This window comes from Verticiella alkaliphila, from assembly GCF_018904615.1.
In the GTDB taxonomy this organism is placed as follows: domain Bacteria; phylum Pseudomonadota; class Gammaproteobacteria; order Burkholderiales; family Burkholderiaceae_B; genus Verticiella; species Verticiella alkaliphila.
Genome location: NZ_JADCNH010000009.1, coordinates 82,398 through 105,051, shown reverse-complemented (window position 1 = coordinate 105,051; position 22,654 = coordinate 82,398). Strand labels below are relative to the sequence as shown.

Here is a 22,654-nt window from a genome sequence, read left to right as displayed (position 1 = left end):
CGGGGACGAGCCTCGGTTCAGTTCAGGGTGATGTTGCCAGTCTGGACGACGTCCTTCCAGCGCGCCGATTCGGCCTTCTGGAAGTCACGGAACGCCTCGGGCGTGTTGCCGACGATCTCGAAGCCCTGATCGAGCAGCTTGGGCTTGACCGACGGTTCGTTCAGGATCTGGACGATCTGGGTATTCAGTGTCTTCAGGACGTCGGCGGGCAATCCCTTGGGTGCGGCGATCGCCTGCCAGGAGTTCACCACGACGCCCTGCACGCCGGCCTCGGCCATGGTGGGCACGTCCGGCAGCAACGGGGAGCGCTGCGCGCTCGTCACGGCCAGGGCCTTGAGCTTGCCGGCCTTCACGTGGCTGATGACGGCATTGATGTTCTGGAAGGAGTACTGCACCTGACCACCCAGAAGATCGGCGATGGCCGGCGCGCCGCCGCGATAGGGCACGTGCACGCCCTTGGCGCCCGTACGCTGCCAGAAGAGCTCGGCGGTCAGGTGGTCTGACGACCCGTTGCCCGAGGAGGCGAAGGTGGCGGTATCCGGGTTCTTGCGCGTGGCATCGATCACGTCCTTCACGCTCGCCGCACCGGAGCCCGCATTCGTCACGAGCACATTGGGCGCCTGCACGGCCACCGTGATGTAGTCGAAATCGGTGTCCGGGTTGTAGGGCAGCGAGGCCTGCAAGTGCTGGTTGACCACGAACGGGGCCAGCGACGAGACAAAGAGCGTGTAGCCATCGGGCGCAGCACGTGCCACCTGGCTCGCCCCGATGCTGCCCGTGGCGCCCGGCTTGTTCTCGATGGGGAAGGCTTGGCCCAGGCGGTTGCTGAGTTCAGCGCCGACGATGCGGGCGATGCTGTCCGTGGAGCCGCCGGGCGGAAAGGGGACGACCATCGTGACGGGGCGATTCGGATAATCGGCGGCCTGCGCCAGCGTGGCGACCGCGAAGAGGGCAGCGCCTACGACGTGCTTGAACATGATCAGTCTCCGCATGTTAACGTTGTCATCTGTGGGCATGATAACGAGCGATGGTCCGGCTGGGAAGTCGGACAACCCTGGGAATTACCCTGATATTGTGCTGGCGCGCTCGATGACCGTGAAGCCGACATCCACCCGTCGGGGCGCAGGCGCCTCGCCACGCGCGCAGGCCAGCAGGAGCGTTGCCGCGGTGGCACCGATGGCAGGACCATCCACGCGCACGGATGACAGGGCGGGCGGCGCACTCGCAGCGAACTCGAGATCGCCGAAGCCCACCACGCCCAATTGGCGAGGCACGTCGATGCCGCGCGCGCCGGCCTCGATGAGCACGCCCAGCGCCATGATGTCGGAGCTGCAGAACACGGCGTCCGGTGGTTGGGCTTGTGCCCAGAGCCGGGCAAGGGCCTCGCGGCCGTGGCCCAGCCGCGTGGGCGGGGCCTCGACGGACACCTGCTGCGGCACAGGCAGGCCCAACTCGGTCGCCCGCGTGATGAAGGCTGCGCAACGCTGCTCGGCCCGCGTATCGGTGGCGGTGATCAGGGCGAGTCGTCGGTAGCCCCGGGCGTGAAGCGCTTCGCACACGCGCCGCCCGACATCGGCGTGCGAGAACCCGACCACCATGTCGATGGGGTCATCGGTGAGATCCCATGTCTCCACCACGGGAATGCCGGCCGCGCGCAGGCGCCGCCGCGCCAGATCCGAGTGGTGCACGCCCGTCAGCACGATGCCGTCTGGGCGTCGGCCGATGAGTGCATCGAGAAGTTCATCCTCGCGGGGATGCGCGTAACCGCTCTGCCCGAGCAGGAGCTGGTAGCCGCGTGCGTCCAGCGTGTCGGTGAGCGACTGGATCATGCCCGAGAAGACGGTGCCCGTCAGGGTGGGCACCAGTGCCGCGACGAGGTGGGCGCTGCGGTTGGCGTTGAGCTGCTTGGCGAGCAGGTTCGGCACATAGCCTGTCTCGGCAATCGCCGCGCGCACCCGCGCGAGCGTCTCCGGCAGCAGCCGTTCTGGCGCGTTGACGGCGCGCGACACGGTGATCGCGGAGACCTGGGCGACACGCGCCACGTCGTGGACCGTCACGCCGGCACCTGCGCGGCGGGCGCGAGGCGCGTTGGCAGGGGCGGGCAGGCGGGCAGAATCGTCGGACATGGCATCGATCGCGGAAGTAGCCGCGATGTTAGCGCGCCACCGCTGCGGCGGATCAGCGGCCTGCAGGCCCGGTGCTAGAATCGGCCGGCCTTCTTCCGGACTCTGCCCATGCTCACCCAGGATCAACTCAAGCGTCAGGCCGCTGACGCCGCCCTCGAACTCGTGGCCGAGGTCGCCGCGCCGGACGTCATCATCGGCGTGGGTACCGGGTCCACGGCGGATCTCTTCATCGATGGTCTGGCCGCCTTCAAGGGGCGTCTGCGCGGCACGGTGGCGAGCTCGGAACGCAGCGCGCAACGGCTCGCAAGCCATGGCCTGCCGGTGTTCGACCTGAACGAGGTCCAGACCATGCCGCTCTACGTGGATGGCGCCGACGAGATCGATGCCCGACTGCACATGATCAAGGGCGGCGGCGGGGCGCTCACCCGCGAGAAGATCGTGGCGTCCGTGGCCGAGCGTTTCATCTGCATCGCGGACGAATCCAAGCTCGTCGAGCGCCTCGGTGCCTTCCCGCTGCCGGTCGAAGTGATCCCCATGGCCCGCGAAGCCGTGGCACGCCGCCTTGCGGCGCTGGGCGGGCGGCCGGTGTTGCGCGAGGGTTTCGTGACGGACAACGGCAACGTCATCCTCGACGTGCACGGTCTTGCCATCACCGACGCCACCGGCCTGGAAAGCCAGATCAACGACATGGCGGGCGTGGTGACCTGCGGCCTCTTCGCCATTGCGGGTGCCGACGTGGCCCTGCTCGCCACCCAGAACGGCATCCGCCGCCTCTGACCGCCGGTCGCTGACGTCGGGCTGCTGACGTCAGACCATTGACGTCAGGCCGTCAAGGCCACGCCGCCCGCCAGGCGCGCCGTGACCGTCGCCGCCAGGTTCGGCGGCGCCTCGGCAAGCAGCGCGGGCCACTCTGACTGTGCGCGCGCGATGGTTTCGCGCACCACGCGGCGCAGCGCGTTGACGTTGCGCAGGCCCGCTGCCCGGATCAGTCCCGCCTCGATGTCCGCCAGTGTCATGGCGCGCAGCCGCTCGTCCACGGCGCGATTGACCGCATACAGGCCCGGGCGTGCCGGATCCAGAAAGGCCGCCACGCACACGAGGTCGTAGGCGGGCGCGAGCGAGGGCGTGCGCCCGTCCAGGTACGCCAGCGCCCAATTCTTCAGATGAGCATCCGTATTGCCCATGAGGATGAAGGCGGTGAAGCGCCGCACGCACTCGGCGACGTCGGCCACCGGCTGGCCGGACAGGCGATCGAGCACGCGCAGCATGCGCGCATAGTAGCCAAGCGCATCGCGCCCGCCGTACTTCTGCGCCGGGCGCAGTCCCAGCACCTGGGCGAATTCTTCCATGTGCACCCGGCGCCCGCCGACCCGATCAAAGCGCGTCACGGCCAGGCAATGTTCAAACGGTACGTCCTCGGGGAGCGCGACGTCGGCGCGGGGCACGATCCGCGCCTGCGCGCAGGTCATCCCTACCGCGTTCGCGAGCCGATAGCAGCTGGCTTCGTTGTCGACCAGGTCAGGGTGGGCGGTGCTCGGCAGCTTGAGGATCACGTCGCCCGCGCCACCGCGGTGGTGCACGACGTAGCGCCGCCCGTCCCGGATGGCCGAGAACTTGGTGACGACCCCCGGCAGTGACGCGCCGTCCTCGACCGGCTCTTCGACGAAGCCCGGCTCGAGCGTATCCAGCCCCAGCGTGACGTGCCAGGCGCGCACGGGGTCCGGCAGTTCGCCCGCGGGCACCGGGGTCACTTCCAGCGCGCCCATGAGATCGTGGCCTGCCGCCGCGAGCAACTCGAATTCGTCGTCCTCGCTGCAACCGCGCTCGCGGGCGAGGCGCGCGCGGTTGTGGCCCTCGGGCAGGAGATTCTCGAACCAGGCGGGCAGCCGGCCCAGGGCGACCAGCCGCTCGTCGCGCACGGCCTGCAGGATGGCCTGCGTGGCGGCTTCGTCAGCCCCCTGGAACCGCAACGACAGGACGGGCCGATGGACATCCGCGACATAGGCGGGATCGAAGGACATCCGGTGGATGTCGCCGTACCGCGACAGGTGCCCGACGAGGACCGGCTCGGCCCGTTGCGGGTCGTGCAGCAGGACGCGCACGAAGCGCAGGTGCGTGCCGGCCTCGTCGCGCAGAGCAGGGCGGTACGTCGCCATCAGAGGTCGACGATGGATGCGGGCGCATCCACGCCCTCGGGTTGGGCAAGGACGCGGCCGCCCGCGCGCACGAGGGCGTCGATGTCGCCGCGCAGCGCGCTGGGCACGAGCAGGATGTCGAGTCCTAGGGCCCGGGCCATGGCCTCCAGGGTGGAGAGCCGGGTATCGTCGGCCCGCGTCTCGGCCCGCGTGACGGCAAACCGTGAGAGCCCCGCCTCAGCAGCCAGGGCGGCCTGCGTCATCCCGCGCGCGCGCCGTGTGCGGCGCAGTTGTGCTTCGATTGTGTTGTCCATAAACAACTTTTCATTGAAAAGTGCGTTATGGCCAACATACTGCGAGGCGCCCTCTGCGTCAACTGGCGTCCGCGGCGCGGGCCAGTCCGTGCTTCTTCACCTTGTCGAACAGGGTGGTCTTGGCCATGCCCAGTGCCTGTGCGGCCTGCGTGAGATTGCCGCCATGTCGCTCCAGGGCGTCGGCGAGCAACGTGCGCTCGAAGGCATCCACCGACTCGTTGAAACTCGGGCCGGTGGCGGTGTCGGCCAGCGCCGCTTTGCGAAACACTGGCATGCCCAGGGACAGTCGCTCGGCCACGTTGCGCAGTTCGCGGACATTGCCAGGCCAGTCGTGCGCCGTCAGCGCGGCAAGCGTCTGGCGATCCAGCCCAGGCGCCGGGCGATCGAAGCGCAGTGCAGCGAGCTGGAGGAAGTGCTCGAAGAGCAGCGGAATGTCCTCGCGTCGTTCGCGCAGGGGCGGCAGCTCCAGCGTGACCACGTTCAGCCGGTAGTACAGATCACTGCGGAATTGCCCGTGCCGCCCCATCTCGTCCAGGTCTGCCTTGGTCGCGGCAATGACACGGCAGTCCACGGCGATCGGCTCGTTCGAGCCCAGGCGCTCCAGCGTCTGCTCCTGCAGCACCCGCAACAACTTGATCTGCAGGTTGAGCGGCATGCTCTCGATCTCGTCGAGAAAGAGGCTGCCGCCGTTGGCATGCTCGATCTTGCCGATGCGACGCTTGGCGGCCCCGGTGAACGCGTGTGCCTCGTGCCCAAAGATCTCGCTTTCGAAGAGATTCTCGGGCAGTCCGCCGCAATTGAGCGCGACGTAGGGCCGCGCCTGGCGCCGGCTGAAGTCGTGCAGGCAGCGGGCCACTAGCTCCTTGCCGGTGCCGGTCTCGCCCTCGATGAGCACGTTGGCGGACGTATCGGCCACGTTGGCGATGAGTTCGCGCAGCTGCCGCATGGCCGCAGAGCGCCCGATCAGACGCTCTTCGAGCGCCTGGCGGCCGGCGAGCTGACGGCGCAGATCCGATACCTCGCGGGCGAGCGCACGCTGCTCGAGCGCGCGGCGCACCACTTCCACCAGACGCTCCGGGGAGAAGGGCTTCTCGATGAAGTCATAGGCGCCGCCGCGCATGGCGGCCACGGCCATCGAGATGTCGCCGTGGCCGGTGATGAGGACGACCGGCAGCGTGGCGTCGCGCGCCTTCAACTGATCAAGCAATTGCAGGCCATCGATGCCGGGCAGGCGGATGTCCGTGATCACGATGCCGGCGAAATCCTCGCCTACACGCGCCAGGGCTTCCTCGGCGCTGCCCACACCAATGCAGGCGATGTCCTCCAGACCGAGTGCCTGCTCGCACCCGAGCAGAACGTGGGCATCGTCCTCGACGATCAGGACGGTCAATGACTCAGACATCGGCAGGGTTTCCAGGGAGATCGAGCAGGGGCAGGGTGAGGACAAAGGCCGTGCCGCCCTCCGTCGGGTGCTGCACGGCGAGATTGCCGCCCGCGGCCGCCGCCAGGCTGGCCGACAGCGTGAGGCCCAGCCCCAGGCCCTGCTCGCCAGGCTTGGTGGTGAAGAACGGCTCGAAGAGATGCACGCGCGCCTCGGGCGGCACGCCCGGGCCGTTGTCGCGCACCGTGAGGCAGTAGCGCTTGCCGTCGGTCTCGCCATGCAGCCAGAGCCTGCGGTCACGCTGCGGGGCCATCGCGTCCAGCGCGTTGACGATGAGGTTCACGAGGATCTGCTCGAGCCGCGTCTGGTCGATGCCGACAGGCACGTCGTCGACCTCGCGCACGAGCGTCACTGGCGTGGTCTCCAGGCGCGAGTGCAGCAGGAAGATGGCGGCATCCACGGCTTTGCCCAGTTGCGCACGGCCCGTGTCGTCCGAGCGCCGAGCGAAGGCGCGCAGGCTCGCCGTGATCCGGCCCATGTGATCGATGAGACTGTTGATCGTATGCAGATTGCTCGCGGTCACCTCGAGATTGCCGCGTTGCAGGAAGCGCACACTGTTGCCCGCGAGCGTGCGCACGGCCGCGAGCGGCTGATTGAGTTCGTGGGCGATGCTCGTGGACATCTGGCCGATCACGGCGAGCTTGCCGGCCTGCACGAGATCGTCCTGCGCTTTGCGCAGGGTCTCCTCGGCCTGGCGGCGCTCGCGGATCTGGGCGCGCAGCAAGTCGTTGCTCGCGCGCAGGTGGGCCGTACGGTCCGCGATCTTGCGCTCGAGCTGGCTGTTGGCTTCCTCCAGCGCCTCGCGCGCGGCCAGACGCGTGGACACCACCTTGCGGCGCTCGTTCCAGGCGATCAGCAGGAAGGCGACGAGTGCGAACGCGACGGCGGCGAGCAGGCCATTGCGCCAGGCCTCGCGCTGCACGTCCTGCAGCGGCGAGAGCAGGGTGAATTCCCAGGGCGGATCGACGAGTGGCAAGGTCTGTGCGAGATAACGTATGGGCGGCGCATTCGCATCGGCAGCAGGCAGGGTCAGGAGTTCGCCCGCGCCGAAGGGCTCGCGTGCAAGCGGGGTGAGCTCATCGAGCCGGGTCCAGTGATACTGCAGGCTGCCCGCGAGCCGGGCGCGCTGGTCGTCGTCGAGCGGCCGCACGGCCTTCAGGCGGCGTGCGGGATCACTCGACAGGATGATGATGCCGTTGGCATCGCTCACGAAGGCTTCGAGACGGGCGCGCTCCCAGCGCTGCTCCAGGGTGTCGAGCCGGATCTTGACGACGGCCACGCCGATGATCTCGCCATCGTTGCGCAGGCCGTGGGCGAGGTAGTAGCCCGCCTCGCCCGTGGTGCTGCCGATGCCGTAGAAGCGTCCCGGACGCCCCTGCATGGCATCCTGGAAGTAGGCGCGGAACGACAAGTCCTCGCCCTGAAAGCTGTCGGCATCGCGCCAGTTGCTTGCCGCGAGCACCCGGCCCGAGGTGTCCATCACGTAGATCGCGCGGCTGCCGCTGCGGCTGTTCAGCCCCTCCAGGTACTCGTTCACCCGTTGGCGGCGGTAGTCCGTCGGGATGAGCAGGAGCCGCGTCACGCTGGCTTCGAGTTCGAGCAGGCTGGGCAGGTAGGTATGGGTGCTGATCTCGCCCTGTACGGCGCGGGCGTGGAGTTCGAGCTGGCGCTCGCCGTTGTCGGCCAAGGCACGGATGCCGGCCTGGTTGCTCAGGTGGTAGGCCGCATACCCGCAGGCCAGAACGCACAGGAGGATCGGCAGGGCGGGCAGCAGGCGGCGGAGCGAGCGGGGGGACGGCATGGCACGGGCGGCGCGGCGCCAGAACGGGAGAAATGACCTTGGCATGATAGCCGCCCGTGAAAGCGTGCGCGCCGGATGGTGCGCACGCCAGCCCATCAGTATTCCCAGAAGATGCGCTGCAGTTCGCGCGTGTCCTGGGTCTTGGTGAGCGCGAGCATGGCGAGGATGCGCGCCTTCTGCGGGTTGAGGTCGTGGGCGACCACCCAGTCGTACTTGTCGTCGGGCTGCTCGGCGTTGCGCAGGACGAAGCCGCCCTGGTTCACGCGCGAGGAGCGGATGATGAACAGACCCTTCTCGCGCAACGCGCGCAGGCCGGGCACCACGTCCGCCGCCACCGAGCCATTGCCCGTGCCCGCGTGGATCAGTGCCTTGGCGCCAGCGTCCGCGAACGCCTTGTACGCGACGTCGCTCACGTTGCCGTAACCGTAGGCGATGTCCACGCGCGGCAGTTCGCTGATCTGGGTGATGTCGAATTCCGAGTTCACGGTGTGACGCTTGACGGGCGCGCGGAACCAGTAGCTCTTGCCTTCGACGACCATGCCGAGCGGGCCCCACGGGCTGCGGAAGGCGTCGGTGCGGATGTTCACGGCCTTGGTGACGTCGCGACCGCTGTGGATCTCGTCGTTCATGACGGCGAGAACGCCCTGGCCGCGCGCCGTGGGGTCACCCGCCACGGTCACTGCGTTCACGAGGTTGAGCGCGCCATCGGCCGAGAGCGCCGTGCCCGGGCGCATCGAACCGACCACCACCACGGGCTTCTCGCTGTGCACGGTGAGGTTGAGGAAGTAGGCGGTTTCCTCGAGCGTGTCGGTGCCGTGCGTGATCACGATGCCGTCGACGTCGTTGCTCGCGGCGAGTTCGGCCACGCGCTTGCCCAGTTGCAGGAGGTTCGCGTTGGTAAAGCTCTCCGAGGCGATCTGGAAGACCTGCTCGCCACGCACATTGGCCACGCTGGTCAGTTCGGGCAGGCCGGCGATGAGCTTGTCCACCGGCACCTTGGCCGCCTGGTAGGTGGCGCTGTTCGACGCGCTCGCGCCTGCGCCTGCGATCGTGCCACCCGTGGCGAGCACGACGACGTTGGCCGGCTTCCTGGCCGCGTCCGTCGTCTGCGCCGTCTGCGCGTAGGCCCCCATCGGCAGCAACAGCGACAGCGCCACGCCCGCGGGCGCCAGCCAATTCCTCAGATGCTTCATGGTCGACTCCAGTCTCTATCAAATGGACTTCGGGGAGGGAACAGCCATGCCGGCCAAACCGGGCCGGCGCCGGAATCAGTGCTGCAGGATCTTCGCGAGGAATTGCTGCGCCCGCTCGGAGCGCGCGTTGATGTCGCCGAAGAACGCCTCCTTCTGGCAATCCTCGACGATGTGGCCCGCGTCCATGAAGATCACGCGGTCGGCCACCTTGCGCGCAAAGCCCATCTCATGGGTCACGCACATCATGGTCATGCCTTCGTGGGCGAGCTGGACCATCACGTCCAGCACTTCGTTGACCATCTCCGGATCGAGCGCCGAGGTCGGCTCGTCGAACAGCATCACGACCGGGTCCATCGCCAGCGCCCGGGCGATCGCCACGCGCTGCTGCTGACCGCCCGAGAGCTGGCCCGGATGCTTGTTCGCATGGGCCGTGAGGCCCACCCGCTCGAGCAGCGCCATGCCCTTGGCATGGGCTTCCTGCTTGCTGCGACCCAGCACCTGCGTCTGCGCGATGGTGAGGTTCTGCGTGATCGTCAGGTGGGGGAAGAGTTCGAAATGCTGGAACACCATGCCCACGCGCGAGCGCAGCTTGGGCAGGTTGGTCTTGGGATTGGCGATCGAGGTGCCATCGACCACGATGTCACCCTTCTGGAAGGGCTCCAGCGCGTTGACGCACTTGATGAGCGTGGACTTGCCCGAGCCCGACGGACCGCACACGACCACCACTTCGCCCTTCTTCACCTCGGTATTGCAGTCGGTGAGGACCTGGAAGTCGCCATACCACTTGCTGACGTTCTTGATGGAGATCATGTGGCTAACCTTTTTTGCAGTCGCTTCACGCCACGCGAGGCGATGAAGCTGATCACGAAGTAGACGAGACCGGCGGCGATGAGAAACTCGTGCGGACGGCCGAGGATGTCGCCGCGCGAACGGGCGCTGTTGAGCAGGTCCATGAGACCCACCGTGTAGACGAGCGACGTGTCCTGAAAGAGGATGATGCTCTGCTGCAGGAGCAGGGGCGTCATTTTACGGAACGCCTGCGGCAGGATGATGAGCCGCATCGTCTCGCTGTAGGTCATGCCCAGGGCCTGGGCAGCGCCCATCTGACCCTTGGGGATCGCCTGGATGCCGGCACGCACGATCTCGCAGAAGTATGCCGCCTCGAACATGATGAAGGCCACGAGGCACGAGGCGAACGCACCGACCGGCGTGTCCTGCCCGGTGATGGCGCGCAGCACGAAGGGCGCCGCGAAATAGAACCACGTGATCACCAGCAGCAGCGGGATCGAGCGGAAGTAGTTCACGTAGGTGGCAGCGATGTTCGAGAGCAGCTTGCTCTTGGACAGACGCATGAGCGCGAGCAGGGTGCCCAGCACGACGCCGCCCAGCACGCCGAGCACCAGCAGTTGCAGCGTGAGTTTCAGGTCGTCCCACAGCAGGGGCAGGGCCGGGATGATCTGGCTGAAGTCCATCATTTGCCTCCGGCGGAAATCAGGCCAGGCACGGCCACCTTGCGCTCGATGAAACGCATCAGCAACACGAGACTCATGTTCAGCGTGAAGTAGATCAGCGTGGCGAGGGTGAACGCCTCGAAGAGGTGCGCCGAGAACTCAGCCGTCTGCTTGGTCTGCGCGAGCAGCTCCATCAGGCCGATCAGCGAGGCCACCGAGGAGTTCTTGAAGACGTTCAGAAATTCGTTGGTGAGTGGCGGGATGATGATGCGAAACGCCTGGGGCAGCAGCACATGGCGGTAGACCTGCGGCAGGCTGAAGCCCAGCGCCTTGCCGGCAGAGCCCTGGCCCACGGGCAGCGCCTGGATGCCGGTGCGCACCTGCTCGCACACCCGCGCGGCCGTGAAGAGGCCCAGACAGACCACCACGCTCAGGAAGGCCGAGGTCGCGGGCGCGAGATCCTGCTTGAACCACAGCTCCAGGGACTCAGGCAGAAGGTCTGGCACGAGGAAGTACCAGATGAAAAGCTGCACGAGCAGCGGCACATTGCGGAAGATTTCCACGTACACCGTGGCAATACCCGACAGCAGACGGTTCGGCAGGGTGCGCATGACGCCCAGCAACGAGCCGAGTACGAGGGCGATGATCCAGGCAGTCAACGCGATGCCGACAGTCCAGCCCAGACCGGCGATGAACCAGTCGAGGTAGGTTTCGCTGCCGATCCCGGTGGACTTGAAGAATATTCCCCAGTCCCAGTTGTAGTTCATGCGGGAGGCTCCTCGGAGCAGGATGACGAGGCACGGCGAGCAGCCTGATCACGCAGGGTTGCGGCAGGGCAAGATTCGGACGTGCGGTGGGGGAGGCCGGCGGGCGAGCCCGCCGGCACGCATCAGCGCACGGTGCAGGACGCACCGCGCGCGCGACGGGATCAGATCTGTTCGGCCGACTTGTCGGTCGGGTTGGCGATGAGCTTCTTCAGTTCGTCGCTCATCGGGAAGTTCAGGTTCAGGCCGTTGGGGGGCACCGGCTGCTGGAACCACTTTGCGTAGATCTGGTTGATCTCGCCCGAGGCGAACGTGGCGCTGATGGCCTTGTCCACCACGGCCTTGAAGGCCGGGTCGTCCTTGCGCACCATGCAGCCGTAGATCTCGAAGGATTGCGGCGTGCCGACCACGTGCCAGTCATCGGGCTTCTTGGCCTTGGCCATTTCGCCGGCGAGCAGGGCGTCGTCCATCATGAAGGCGACGGCGCGGTTCGACTCGAGCATCAGGAACGATTCGCCGTGGTCCTTGGCGGAGATCACGTTCATGCCCAGCTGCTTCTCGGCGTTCATGGCCTTGATCAGACGCTCGGACGTCGTGCCGGCGGTCGTCACGACGTTCTTGCCCTTCAGGTCTGCGAAGTCGTTGATGCCCGAGCTCTTGCGGGTGAGCAGACGCGTGCCCACTTCGAAGATGCCCACGGAGAAGTCGACCTGCTTCTGACGTTCGAGGTTGTTGGTGGTCGAGCCGCACTCGATGTCCACGGTGCCGTTCTGCACCAGGGGAATCCGGGTCTGCGAGGTGACCATGTTGTAGCGGACGTTCAGCTTGTCCATGCCCAGTTCCTGCTTGACCGCCTCGACGACCTTCAATTGCAGGTCGTGCGAGTAGCCGATCGGCTGGCGCGAGTTGTCGCCCAGGTAGGAGAACGGGATGGAGGAGTCACGGTGGCCCAGGGTGATGGTGCCGGAATCCTTGATCTTCTTGAGCGTGCCGGTCAGCTCGGCGGCAACGACCGGGGTCGTCAGGGCGGCGGCGACGGCGATGGCCAGAACACGGGGTGCGATACGCATGGAACGGGTTCCTCTTGTGGTTGTCAGGCAACCCCTTGCGCCGATCGGGCGTCAGGTGGCTGCGTGCGATGCGGAAGGGCTGTCTCCCTGCCTGAAAATAGAAAGGCAGAATCCATGCCAAGCCGTCGAACCTGGAAACAATTCCGTAAGCGCTTGAAATCTAAGCTTTTGCCCTGAGGTCATATAGCGCGCATGGCCTCGCGCGTTCGGAAATCCGACGGCAGCCTGTCGGCGCCGTCGGATTTCCGTTCGCGCTCAGGCCGCGCGCTGGAACACGGCGGCCTGGTCGGCGGTCAGGCTCACCCCGACGAGTTCGCCCACAGCATAGGGCTGGCGGCTTGGCGCGAGCGCCAGCACGCGTTCGCCCGACGGCAGCTCCAGCGTGTAGAGAAAGTCTGCGCCGCGAAAGGCCCGATGCACGACGCGGGCCTGCAGGCCCTCGCGCGCATGCAGGGCGAGGGCATCCGGACGGATCAGCACGTCGAGCCCGCGCCCGGCGTCGGCCACGGCCGCGAGCGGGGCGAACGGCCCAAGCTCGCTGGCAAGCCGCGAATCCGCCAGCGGGGTGGCCGGCAGCATGACGCCTTCCCCGATGAAGCTCGCGACGAATCGGTCGGCAGGGCGGTGATAGAGGGCATAGGGGGTGTCCCACTGGCGCAGGCGCCCGTGCGCCATGACCCCGACGCGGTCGGCCACGGCGAAGGCCTCGCGCTGGTCGTGCGTGACCAGGACGGCTGTCGCGCCCGCCTGCTTGAGGATCGCGCGCACCTCTTCAGCCAGCCGCTCGCGCAGCGTCACGTCCAGGTTGGAGAAGGGCTCGTCCATCAGCATCAGACGCGGGGCCGGGGCGAGCGCGCGCGCCAGTGCCACGCGCTGCTGCTGGCCGCCCGAGAGCTCGTGCGGGTAACGCTCGCCGGCGTCCGCCAGGCCCACCAGCGCCAGCATGTCGCGGATGCGCTCGCGGCGCTGACCACTGCGTGGCAGGCCGAAGCCGACGTTCTCGGCCACCGTCAGATGGGGAAAGAGGGCGTAGTCCTGAAAGACCACACCGACCCGCCGCGCCTCGGGCGGCTGCATGACCCCGACCGCCGCCACGCGTTCGCCGGCCAGGTGGATCTCTCCCGCCCGCGGCGCCTCGAAGCCGGCGATGGCGCGCAGCACGGTCGTCTTGCCGCAGCCCGAGGCGCCGAGAAGGCAGCCGATTTCGCCGTCGGCCAGGCGCAGGGAGAAGTCCTGGACGACGGGCTGGCTGCCGTAGGCCAGCGTGAGCGATTGGATATCCAGCATCGACGAAAGGCTTCCTTGACGCGGGGGCGCCAGCAGATCGGGAGAGGGGGAAGGGCGCCGCGGCGCCAGGGTCGATTGAACCCCAAGGGCCATATCCGGTGCAAGCCGCGCCCGAACCCGGTGCCAACGGTAGAATGAACGCCGGGCGCCGGCGTGTTGGTGAGCTCAGGGCGTGCCACTGACACATTCCCGTCACGCCGGGATCTTATACTCGCCGAGCGGCGCGAGCGCGCGCCCAGGCGCTGCGGGCCGGGGCCCGCCGTACAGGAGTAGGCACCATGGAACACACATACAAGCAATTCGATGCCGAGCTGGAGAACGTCCGCTCGAAGTTCCTCCAGATGGGAGGGCTCGTCGAATCCCAGATCACCGGTGCCATCGATGGTCTTGCCAATGGCGATCTCGAGCTGCTCGAACGGGTGATCGCCCGGGAAAGCGAGGTCAACCGCTACGAGACCGAAGTGGACGAGGCCATTGGCCGCATTCTCGCGCTGCGTCAGCCCGCCGCCGTGGATCTGCGCCTGATGATCACCCTGACCAAGATGATCACCGACATGGAGCGCGCCGGCGACGAGGCCGAGAAGATCGCGCGCATGGCCAAGATGATCCACGAAGCGGGTCGCCGCAACATGCCGGCCGTCGAGCTCTGGCACATGGCGGGCTACGTGACCACCATGATGCGCCAGACGCTGGACGCCTTCGCGCGCTCGGATGCCAAGGTCGCCGCCAACGTGGTGCGCCAGGACAAGAGCGTGGACGTGGAGTGGCAGGGGGCGATCCGCCACCTCATCACCTACATGATCGAAGATCCGCGCACCATCACGCGCTCCATCGAGCTGCTCTTCATCGCCAAGGCGCTCGAGCGCATCGGCGATCACGCGAAGAACATGTCCGAACTCGTGATCTACATGATCAAGGGCAAGGACGTGCGCCACACGGGTGTCGACAACGTCGAAAAGGAAGCGCTCGAGAACTGATCCATCGGGCACCTGGTGCGCGTCTCACGGGCGCGCGCCGCCCGGGCCGCGGCTCGCGTCAACCGCAGGTTGACGCCCCTCGACGAAGCTTCGCTCGTCAGGCCCGCCGGCCGTTCCTACACTGCGTGCATTCCTCCCCACACGCAGGTTCGCCATGACCCGTCTTACCGGTATCTGCCTCGCGGCCGCCCTGGCCGTCAGCGCTGTCGTGCCCGCTGCACACGCGCAGTCGGATTATCCCCAACGCCCCATCACCCTCGTCATCGGCTGGTCGCCCGGCGGTGCCGTCGACAATCTGGCGCGCCAACTCGCCGAACAGATGGGCAGTGAGCTCGGCCAGCAGATCATCGTCGAGAACCGCCCGGGCGCCAACGGCACCATCGGGCACGCCCAGGTGGCCAAGGCGACCCCGGACGGTTATCGGATCCTGCTCGCGACGAACAGCACCTATGCGATCGCAGACCATCTCTACGACCAGCTCGTCTACTCACACCAGAAGGATCTGGTGCCCGTGTCGCTGCTCACGTCCAGTCCGCTGATCCTGGCGGTCTCGCCCAACAGCGGCATCAAGACCCTGCAGGATCTCATCGAGGCCGGCAAGGCCAAGCCCGGACGGCTGAACATGGCCTCGGGCGGCGTGGGTTCCAGCAGTCACCTGGCTGGCGAACTCTTCCAGGAGATCACCGGCATGCAGGCCACACACGTGGCGTACAAGGGCGGCGGCCCGGCCACCACGGCCGTGGCGGCGGGCGAGGTCGACATGGCGTTCCTCGATCTGGGGGTGGCCGTGCCGTTCGTCAACGGCAACCGCATCCGTGCGCTCGCAAGCTCGGGTGAGGCCCGTGCTAGTCTGCTGCCCGAGGTGCCCACCTTCGCCGAGGCAGGCCTGCCGGCGTTCGAATCGCGCACCTACTTCGCGCTCTTCGCCCCCACCGGCACCCCGCAGCCGATCATCGACAAGCTGAGCGCAGCCGCCACGAAGGCCTTGCGCCAGGATCCGCTCAAAGGCCGCCTGGAGGCACAGAGCATCGAGATCATCGCCAGCACGCCCGCCGAACTCGCCGAGCGCGCCACTGCCGAGCACGCGCTGTGGGGCCGCATCATCCAAGAACGGAAGCTCAGCCTTGAGTGACGCGCGCATGTCTTCGCAAGCCCCGACGAAGGTCGCCATCGTGGGCGCAGGCCCCCTGGGCTGCGCCAGTGCGGTGCACCTCATGCACCGCGGGCACGACGTCGTGCTCTGGTCCCCACGCTGCTCGCGCCTTGCCGTGAACGAGGGCATCGCGCGCCTCGTGTGCACAGGTGCGGTCTCGGGGGCGTTCGATGTGCCGGTGCTGGCCGATCCGGCGGGCCTGGCGGACGCCGACCTCATCCTCGTCTGCCTGCCGGGCGACGCCTACGCCGAGGTGCTCGGTACGTTGATGCCCGTGTGGCGCGATGGCCAGACCCTCGTCGTGTCTGGCTCGCTCTCGCTCAGCCCGCTGTGGCTGGCCGAGACGTTGCGCGACGACGACCGGCAGGTGCAGGTGGCCGGCTGGGGCACCACGCTCACGACGGCGCACTTCCTCACGGACGGCACCCTGCACGTGAATCCGCTGCGTCATCGCATCGACATGGCCACGCTGCCCGCGCCCGGCATCGCCTTCGCGCAGGACCAATGCGAAGCCTTGCTAGGCGACCGATTCGTCGCCGCCGAGAGCCTGCTCGCGCCCACGCTCGCGAACATCAATCCCATCGCGCACGCGGCCGAGGTGATCCCGAATCTCACACGCATGGACCGGGGTGAAGCGTGGTCGCTCTTCGCCTGCTTCACGCCGGTGGTGGCGCGGCTGGCCGAGCGACTCGACGCCGAGCGTCTGGCCGTGGCGCGGGCGTTCGATCTCACCCTGCCGACCCTGGTGGAGCACTACGCGCGCTCGTATCACCTGGAGGAGGGAGCGCTGGAGGACATGGCCGCGCAGATCCACGCGCAGGGCATGAGCCCGCTGGGCCCGGCCAGGCTTGCGCATCGCTACGTCCTGGAGGACGCGCCCTTCGGGTTGGTGTTCCAGGAGCAGCTTGCCCGCGTGGCGGGCGTACCCACGCCCATGCTGTCGAATTGTCTGGATCTGCTGGAGACGGTGTACGGGCAGACCTTTCGCGGGACGAACTTCCTCGTCAGCGCGCTCGGCCTGAATCAGTCCGACGTGACGGGGTTGCGCAGCCGCTGCGCGGCCGCCCGCAGTGCGGCGAGTGCGCCACGCTCGCCCTCCCTGAGTCGATAGACCAGCACGATGGGCACCGGAGGCGGCAACGCCTCCACCGCCAGCTCGCGCAGGCGGCCCGCGGCGAGCGCGTCGCGAGCCGCGCTGCGGGCGATCAGCGCAAGCCCCAGGCCGCGCTCAGCCAACTGCAGATTGGTGATCGCGTTGAGCGATTCGATGTGCGGGGTCACAGGAGCCAGTCCCTGCTCCAGCAGCAGCTGCTCGATCATCATCCGGGCATTGGTGGGCCTTGGCGGCAGGATCCAGCGCGCGGCCTGCAATTCGCGCCACCGGTGGACGCCGTCGCCTGCCACGCCAAGCGCGCGCTCATGCCCGGGCGCGCAACCCACGATCCATTGCTCCGTGCTGACCGGCTCGATGACGAAGCCATCCAGCTTCAGACCGCCCAGTTCCGACGGTGTGTTCATCGTGATGAGCACATCGATGTCGCCGGCCTCCAGCTGGCGGCCGATCTCTGCCAGGCGGCCTTCCACCAGACGCACCGGCGGGGCCTCGCCGCCTTGCACCATGGCGTCGAGCAGCCGCGGCACCAAGGTCCATGCCAGGAAAGGCGGCGAGCCCAGGGCCAGGCGATCTCCCTGTCCGCGCTGCGCGAGTTCGTCGGCAAGCCCGGCCAGCTCGTTGAGCAGCACGCGGGCACGCTGCACCACGATCTCGCCGGCGGCGGTGGGCACCAGGCCACCGGGCGTGCGATGGAAGAGCTCGGCGTCGAACAGGGATTCCGTCTCGCGCAAGCTCTTGCTGACGGCCGCAGTGGTGAGGTGCAGGCGCTGCGCGGCAGCGCGCATGTTGCGCGTGTCGGCCAGCGTGCTGAGCAGTTCGAGCTGCCGCAGGCGCAGGCCGGCGGTGAGCCGATGGACGGAGGGGACCATGCAGGCGGGCCCGGCGTGACGAGGCGACGGCCCGCCGTGCGTCAGGCCGAGGGCGGGACGTAGCCCTGGGCTTCGACCGAGCCGTCCTCGAAAAGGTGGCGTTCCATCTGCTGCGACAGGTACTTGCGCGCCCGGGCATCGGCCAGGTTCAGGCGGTTCTCGTTGACCAGGCGGGTCTGCACGCCGATCCATTCCTGCCAGGCTTCCTTCGAGATGCTCTGCCAAATACGCTTGCCAAGTTCGCCAGGATAGGGGGCGAAGTCCAGTCCTTCGGCTTCGCGCTTGAGTTTGACACACTGGACCATGCGGGCCATGCGATTCTCCAACGATTGATTGATGGGCCGATTGTAACGCCCGGGCGCGTGGCGATCCCTGCGCGCAGCGACGGCGCCCGCACGCCGACTCGCACAACGCCGTGGCGACTGGCGCCGGCGTGTCAAGGTGCCGGCGCGGCAACGCAGCGTGCTGCAAAGAGCAGGCTTGCGGCGCAGCCCAAGACGCATTTTCGGCATGGATGGTGCATGACGTCTCCAGCGCGCGGCAGGGGCCGCGCCAACCTGGAGAACGTCCATGCTGTCTTCGATCCTGCGCCGCGGTCTCGTCGGTGCCGCCTGCCTTGGCCTGTCATTGTCGGGCGCAGCCCATGCCGCCGAGCCCGTCACGCCGATCCGTTTCGTCCTCGACTGGAAGCTGCAGGGTGTGCACGCCTGGTACTACCTCGCCGAGGATCGCGGCTACTTCGCCGAGGAAAACCTGAAGGTCAGCATCGATCAGGGCGACGGCTCGGCCAACACCGTCACGAAGATCATGGCAGGCACCTACGACGCCGGCTTTGGTGACGTGAACGCCATCATCCAGAACGCCGCGACGCGGCCCGAGACCGCACCGCGCATGGTCTACATGGTCTACAACCGGGCGCCTTTCGCCATCATGACGACGGCCGACAGCCCCATCCGCTCGCTGCAGGACCTGCAGGGCAAGAAGCTGGGCTCGCCCGCGGGTGGTGCTGCGATGCGCATGTTCGACACGCTGGCGCGCCTGAACCAGATCGACGCTGGCACGATCCAGTGGGTGAACATGGCGCCGAACCTGCAGGAGCAGATGCTCCTGCGCGGTGAGGTCGACGCATCCGCGGTATTCTCGGTGACGAGTTACGTGAACCTGATCGCTCAGCGCCGCGATCCGGATCAGGGCATTCGCTGGTTCCATTACGCCGACCATGGCGTGCGGCTCTACGGCAACGGCGTCATGGTCTCGCAGCGCCTGCTGCAGGAGCGCCCCGCCGCCGTTACCGGCCTCGTGCGGGCGATCCACCGCGGCGTGGCCGATGCGATCCGGGATCCGGACGCGGCCATGGACGCGTTGGCCAAGCGTGAGCCTCTGATCGACCGTGCGTTGGAGAAGCGGCGCCTGGCTTACACCCTGGAGAACATCATCATGACTGACGAATCCCGCCGCATCGGCCTGGGCGATGTGGACGACGAGCGCATGGGCGCTGCCATCGCGCAAGTGGCCGAGGTGTTCAAGCTGCCCAACCAGCCCGCGGCGAATGCGGTCTTTGACCGGCAGTTCCTGCCGGCGCGTGATGCGCGATGGTGGCTCCATGAGCGGGGCGGTGATCGACGCAGCGTGGGTCCTGTCCGAGCCCGGTCGCGTGCCGGCGCTCGCCAACCATCGGCTCACGGTCGACGGCGAGCGTATTGCGGGGCTGGCGCCGTGCGCCGAGCCGCCCGCGGGCCCGCGCCGTCTCGTGCTGCCCACATTGGCCAATGCCCACGACCACGCTCGCACGTTCCGCAATGCCACGCTGGGCAGCTACGGGTTGCCGCTGGAGACGTGGCTGCCGCACCTGGGCGCCATGCCGGCGCTGGATCCCTATCTGTGTGCCGCGAGCTCGCTGGCGCGGGCCGCGCGCCAGGGGGTCACCGACGTGATGGTGCACTACACCCGCGTGCAGGGCGGCATGCCGTATGTGGAAGAAGCCCAGGCCGTGGCGCGCGCAGCCGCCGACGTGGGCGTGCGCATCGGCTTTGCCGTGGCGATGCGCGATCGTCAGGGCATCGCCTACGCGCCGGATGAGGACGTGCTCGCCGCGCTGCCGGCCGAGTTGCGCGACGTGGTCCGGGCACGCCTGGCCGTCAAGCCCGAGTCGCCCAAAGACCAGCTGGCGCGCGTCGAGGCCGTCGCCCAAGCGTGCGCGGGCAGCGCCGTGACGGTGCAGTACGGCCCCTCCGCGGTGCAGTGGTGCAGCGATCCGTTGCTCGAAGCCATCGCCCAGGCCTCGGCGGACCATGATCGGCCGGTGCACATGCATCTGCTGGAGACCAAGTACCAACGCGACTGGGCCGATGCCGCGATGCCCGGCGGCATCGTGCGCCACCTGGACAGACTGGGCCTGCTGTCGCCGCGGCTCACGTTGGCCCATTGTGCGTGGTGTCGCCCCGACGAACTCGCGCTGCTCGCCGAGCGCGGGGTGACGATCTCCGTGAACACCAGTTCCAACCTGGGCCTGCGCTCCGGCATTGCGCCGGTGGCCGAGATGCTGCGCCAGGGCTGCCGGGTGGCCATGGGCCTGGATGGCATGGCCTTCGACGAAGACGACGACGCCTTGCGCGAGATGCGGCTGGGCTATGCCTTGCACCAGGGCACCGGCCTGGACGTGACCATGACGCCGGCGCAGCTCTGGGACATGGCCGCGCGCCATGGCCGGCGGGCGGTCAGCGGCCCGGCCGCCGACGTGCCCATCTCCCTGAAGCCCGGATCCCGCGCCGATTGCCTCGTGCTGGACTGGTCCGCGCTCGACGACGATGCCTTGTTCGATGACGTCGACCCGCTGCACCTGCTGCTGGCTCGCGCCAACGGCCGCTACATCGACACCGTCATCGCCGGTGGCCGCACGCTCGTGCAGGGCGGCAAGGTGGTCAGCGTGGATGAGGCCGCGCTGCGCGCCGAACTCATCGCCCAGGCCCGCGCGGCCCTGGCCCGCTCACCCGAGACCCATGCCTGGCGCGCCGTGCTGCCGGCGCTCGGGCAGGCGTTGGGGCAGTGGTACGGGGAGGGGCGGCATCGCGGGTGTTGCTAAGACTGTTGCTGAGACTCAGGTCGCGCGCACTTCGTCCAGTAACTCAGGGTGACGGTCTAGCACCCTGAGCAGCTTGATCAGTGCCAGTGGTGGTCGGGTCTTGCCATTCTCGTAGCGCGAGAACGCGTTGACGCCGCCACCGAAGATCTCGGCGGCTTCGCGCTGATCCAGCGCGAGCTTCTTGCGCACGCTGATGATGAAACCGGGATCGATGAGGCGGGCGTTGACTTCCCGATGGAAGGCGAGCATCGCCGTGCTCACGCGGGATGATTCGGCAGCGTCCAGGACACTGTCGCCACACGCCGCACAAAAGTCGCCTGCCACCGCGGGTATCACGGTGGTCTCGTGCTTGTAGGTGTAAGGTAGATCCCGAACGTCCTGGACCAAGCCGGTAGAACCACAGGTAGGGCATGTCATCGTCACAGCTCCTTGAACGATACGATCAGCACGTCATCGATGACGGTCAGCTTCAGATAGCACTGCCCGAACGCCGTCACTGGGCGGTAAACGTCCTGCCATATCCGATGGTCCGAGTACGTCGTCATGCTCTTGTGAAAGTCCTGCGCAGTGAGTGCGTTGACGACCTTGAGCATGCCGTCGAAATCCATGCCGAACTCGACTGCGCCTCGCAGTGCTGACATCGTTGCTCGCACGTGGCCTTCTGTGATCAGCCGTTTGACGTTGGACAGCTTGCAGTGCGGCGTCCATTTTTCCATTCAAATTAACCTAGTAGGTTTTTATCTGCAACCCCGTCTAGCGGGTGCAGGCGCATGCTGCCTATTCGAATGGAGACTGAGAATGGGTGCGAGCACGTAGGCGTATTGGATCGGCTACGTCGTCGCCAGCGCCTGCGGGTCCTCCAGCCAGCGCGTCAGATGTTCGGCAAAGGCATGCGCCACCACCGGCAGCTTGCGCCCGCGCAGGCGCGCGAGCACGAGGCTGCCACGCGGGAAGCCGCGCTCGTCCAAGGGGCGCGCGACCAACTCGCCACCGTCCGTGACCGCGCCCACCGATATCTGGAACGACACGGCCTGCTCACGGCGCAGGTAGCTGCGCAGGAACTCGAAGGAGTTGCTCTCGATGGCGGGGGAAAAGCGCACCGAGCTGCGCGAGAGGAAGCGTTCGAGCAGCTGGCGCCCGCCGGTGTCGCGGTTGGGCAGGGCGAGCGGGTAGGGCGCGCAGTCGCGCAGGCGCAGGGTGGGGCGGCTCGCCAGGGGATGCGTGTGGTGCATCAGCGCCACGAGACGCTGCTCGTATTCACCCATGATGTCGATGTCGGATTCGGGCGCGGGATTGAAGACCAGCGCGAGGTCGCTCTCGAACTCGCGCAGGGCCTGCATGGCGTGCACGCGATCGGCGATGTCCGTCTGAAAGGCCACGAGCGGGTGGCGTTCGCGAAAGCTCGCGATAGATGCGGGCAGGAACACCGGGGCCAGCGCCTGGCTGCCGACGATGCGCACGCGGCCGCGGCGCATGCCTTCGAGCTCCTCGATCTCGGAGCGCACTCGGTCGAGCTCGGCGTTGCGTCCGCGGATGTAGGCCACGAAGAGCTCACCCGCGGCGGTGAGCCGCATGCCGCGCGGCAGACGCTCGAAGAGCGTGGTGCCGATCTCCTCTTCCAGATCCTGGATGCGGCGGATGACGGCCGAGGGCGCGACGTGCAGGCGTTCGGCGGCTTGCCGCACGGAGCCCACACGGGCGACTTCGTCGACGTAGCGGAGAAAGCGCAGATGGTTCATGCGAGAGGGGCCGGGTAGCGGATGTCCGCTGTGCAGATGCACGATCGGTGCCAACTGCCGCCGTTGCCTGAACGGCAACGCAAGCCCCGTGAAAAGGCAGGCTTCGCAGACACCAACTGGCATGCGTCCTGCATGAAT

22 protein-coding genes and 1 pseudogene are annotated in these 22,654 nt (G+C 67.6%); 6 read left to right on the top strand and 17 right to left on the bottom strand.

The annotated features are described in order from the left end of the window. Positions 1 to 17: 17 nt before the first annotated feature. Together IMZ29_RS08810 and IMZ29_RS08805 are read right to left on the bottom strand one after the other, a co-directional pair. A complete protein-coding gene (locus IMZ29_RS08810) occupies positions 18 to 977 on the bottom strand; it encodes a Bug family tripartite tricarboxylate transporter substrate binding protein (protein WP_253206974.1) in 960 nt (319 codons plus the stop codon). 84 nt (positions 978 to 1,061) lie between these two features. Beyond that, positions 1,062 to 2,126, bottom strand: a complete 1,065-nt coding sequence (locus IMZ29_RS08805) for a LacI family DNA-binding transcriptional regulator (RefSeq protein WP_216182882.1) — start codon at positions 2,124 to 2,126, stop codon at positions 1,062 to 1,064. A 108-nt stretch (positions 2,127 to 2,234) separates the two neighbouring features. Between IMZ29_RS08805 and rpiA the strand changes: the two genes are divergently transcribed. Continuing rightward, on the top strand, positions 2,235 to 2,903 hold the full coding sequence (rpiA, locus tag IMZ29_RS08800; RefSeq protein WP_216182880.1) for a ribose-5-phosphate isomerase RpiA: 669 nt from the start codon (positions 2,235 to 2,237) through the stop codon (positions 2,901 to 2,903). Positions 2,904 to 2,947: 44 nt separating this feature from the next. On the opposite strand, the gene IMZ29_RS08795 is transcribed toward rpiA, so the two are convergent. The 10 genes from IMZ29_RS08795 to IMZ29_RS08750 form a co-directional block, all read right to left on the bottom strand. Beyond that, positions 2,948 to 4,282: a type II toxin-antitoxin system HipA family toxin gene (locus tag IMZ29_RS08795; protein ID WP_216182878.1), complete on the bottom strand. Its 1,335-nt coding sequence runs from the start codon at positions 4,280 to 4,282 to the stop codon at positions 2,948 to 2,950. Next, positions 4,282 to 4,575 (bottom strand): helix-turn-helix transcriptional regulator, encoded by a 294-nt coding sequence (locus IMZ29_RS08790; protein WP_216182876.1) that lies wholly within the window; start codon positions 4,573 to 4,575, stop codon positions 4,282 to 4,284. The genes IMZ29_RS08795 and IMZ29_RS08790 overlap by 1 nt, the downstream gene beginning before the upstream one ends. A gap of 58 nt (positions 4,576 to 4,633) precedes the next feature. Next, complete coding sequence (aauR, locus tag IMZ29_RS08785; RefSeq protein ID WP_216182874.1) at positions 4,634 to 5,977, bottom strand: two-component response regulator AauR; 1,344 nt, start codon at positions 5,975 to 5,977, stop codon at positions 4,634 to 4,636. After that, positions 5,970 to 7,817 carry a sensor histidine kinase gene (locus tag IMZ29_RS08780; RefSeq protein ID WP_216182873.1) on the bottom strand — a complete coding sequence of 616 codons (1,848 nt, stop codon included), beginning with the start codon at positions 7,815 to 7,817 and terminating at the stop codon, positions 5,970 to 5,972. Before IMZ29_RS08780 ends, aauR begins: the two co-directional genes overlap by 8 nt. A 95-nt stretch (positions 7,818 to 7,912) precedes the next feature. Further along, positions 7,913 to 8,950 carry an asparaginase gene (locus IMZ29_RS08775; protein WP_216182921.1) on the bottom strand — a complete coding sequence of 346 codons (1,038 nt, stop codon included), beginning with the start codon at positions 8,948 to 8,950 and terminating at the stop codon, positions 7,913 to 7,915. Positions 8,951 to 9,085: 135 nt separating this feature from the next. Continuing rightward, positions 9,086 to 9,820: an amino acid ABC transporter ATP-binding protein gene (locus IMZ29_RS08770; protein ID WP_216182871.1), complete on the bottom strand. Its 735-nt coding sequence runs from the start codon at positions 9,818 to 9,820 to the stop codon at positions 9,086 to 9,088. Next, a complete protein-coding gene (locus IMZ29_RS08765; protein WP_216182868.1) occupies positions 9,817 to 10,485 on the bottom strand; it encodes an amino acid ABC transporter permease in 669 nt (222 codons plus the stop codon). The genes IMZ29_RS08770 and IMZ29_RS08765 overlap by 4 nt, the downstream gene beginning before the upstream one ends. Then, entirely contained in the window at positions 10,482 to 11,228 is a 747-nt protein-coding gene (locus IMZ29_RS08760; protein WP_216182866.1) for an amino acid ABC transporter permease, read from the bottom strand. Before IMZ29_RS08760 ends, IMZ29_RS08765 begins: the two co-directional genes overlap by 4 nt. 161 nt (positions 11,229 to 11,389) lie before the next feature. Then, positions 11,390 to 12,295 (bottom strand): glutamate/aspartate ABC transporter substrate-binding protein, encoded by a 906-nt coding sequence (locus IMZ29_RS08755; RefSeq protein ID WP_216182864.1) that lies wholly within the window; start codon positions 12,293 to 12,295, stop codon positions 11,390 to 11,392. Positions 12,296 to 12,550: 255 nt separating this feature from the next. After that, a complete protein-coding gene (locus tag IMZ29_RS08750) occupies positions 12,551 to 13,582 on the bottom strand; it encodes an ABC transporter ATP-binding protein (RefSeq protein WP_216182862.1) in 1,032 nt (343 codons plus the stop codon). Positions 13,583 to 13,860: 278 nt separating this feature from the next. Between IMZ29_RS08750 and phoU the strand changes: the two genes are divergently transcribed. The 3 genes from phoU (at position 13,861) to IMZ29_RS08735 (ending at position 16,823) form a co-directional block, all read left to right on the top strand. Next, complete coding sequence (phoU, locus tag IMZ29_RS08745; protein ID WP_216182860.1) at positions 13,861 to 14,559, top strand: phosphate signaling complex protein PhoU; 699 nt, start codon at positions 13,861 to 13,863, stop codon at positions 14,557 to 14,559. 154 nt (positions 14,560 to 14,713) lie between these two features. Then, on the top strand, positions 14,714 to 15,691 hold the full coding sequence (locus IMZ29_RS08740) for a Bug family tripartite tricarboxylate transporter substrate binding protein (protein ID WP_216182858.1): 978 nt from the start codon (positions 14,714 to 14,716) through the stop codon (positions 15,689 to 15,691). A 7-nt stretch (positions 15,692 to 15,698) separates the two neighbouring features. Next, positions 15,699 to 16,823 carry an NAD/NADP octopine/nopaline dehydrogenase family protein gene (locus tag IMZ29_RS08735; protein ID WP_216182856.1) on the top strand — a complete coding sequence of 375 codons (1,125 nt, stop codon included), beginning with the start codon at positions 15,699 to 15,701 and terminating at the stop codon, positions 16,821 to 16,823. Here the strand turns inward: IMZ29_RS08735 and IMZ29_RS08730 are convergent. Both IMZ29_RS08730 and IMZ29_RS08725 read right to left on the bottom strand, forming a co-directional pair. Continuing rightward, positions 16,736 to 17,695 (bottom strand): LysR family transcriptional regulator, encoded by a 960-nt coding sequence (locus IMZ29_RS08730; protein ID WP_216182854.1) that lies wholly within the window; start codon positions 17,693 to 17,695, stop codon positions 16,736 to 16,738. The genes IMZ29_RS08735 and IMZ29_RS08730 overlap by 88 nt on opposite strands. Before the next feature lie 41 nt (positions 17,696 to 17,736). Continuing rightward, positions 17,737 to 18,009 carry an oxidative damage protection protein gene (locus IMZ29_RS08725; RefSeq protein WP_216182852.1) on the bottom strand — a complete coding sequence of 91 codons (273 nt, stop codon included), beginning with the start codon at positions 18,007 to 18,009 and terminating at the stop codon, positions 17,737 to 17,739. A 256-nt stretch (positions 18,010 to 18,265) separates the two neighbouring features. Between IMZ29_RS08725 and IMZ29_RS22670 the strand changes: the two are divergent. Together IMZ29_RS22670 and IMZ29_RS08720 are read left to right on the top strand one after the other, a co-directional pair. Next, a pseudogene (locus tag IMZ29_RS22670) lies at positions 18,266 to 19,036 on the top strand (ABC transporter substrate-binding protein); the annotation flags it as partial. 130 nt (positions 19,037 to 19,166) lie between these two features. Further along, positions 19,167 to 20,777, top strand: a complete 1,611-nt coding sequence (locus tag IMZ29_RS08720) for an amidohydrolase family protein (protein WP_371820181.1) — start codon at positions 19,167 to 19,169, stop codon at positions 20,775 to 20,777. Positions 20,778 to 20,792: 15 nt separating this feature from the next. On the opposite strand, the gene IMZ29_RS08715 is transcribed toward IMZ29_RS08720, so the two are convergent. The 3 genes from IMZ29_RS08715 to IMZ29_RS08705 form a co-directional block, all read right to left on the bottom strand. Further along, the gene (locus IMZ29_RS08715; protein WP_216182850.1) at positions 20,793 to 21,194 is read right to left on the bottom strand and encodes a type II toxin-antitoxin system MqsA family antitoxin; all 402 of its coding nucleotides are present in this window, start codon (positions 21,192 to 21,194) and stop codon (positions 20,793 to 20,795) included. Positions 21,195 to 21,196: 2 nt separating this feature from the next. After that, on the bottom strand, positions 21,197 to 21,493 hold the full coding sequence (locus IMZ29_RS08710; protein ID WP_216182848.1) for a type II toxin-antitoxin system MqsR family toxin: 297 nt from the start codon (positions 21,491 to 21,493) through the stop codon (positions 21,197 to 21,199). Positions 21,494 to 21,607: 114 nt separating this feature from the next. After that, positions 21,608 to 22,516, bottom strand: a complete 909-nt coding sequence (locus IMZ29_RS08705) for a LysR family transcriptional regulator (RefSeq protein ID WP_216182847.1) — start codon at positions 22,514 to 22,516, stop codon at positions 21,608 to 21,610. Positions 22,517 to 22,654 lie beyond the last annotated feature (138 nt).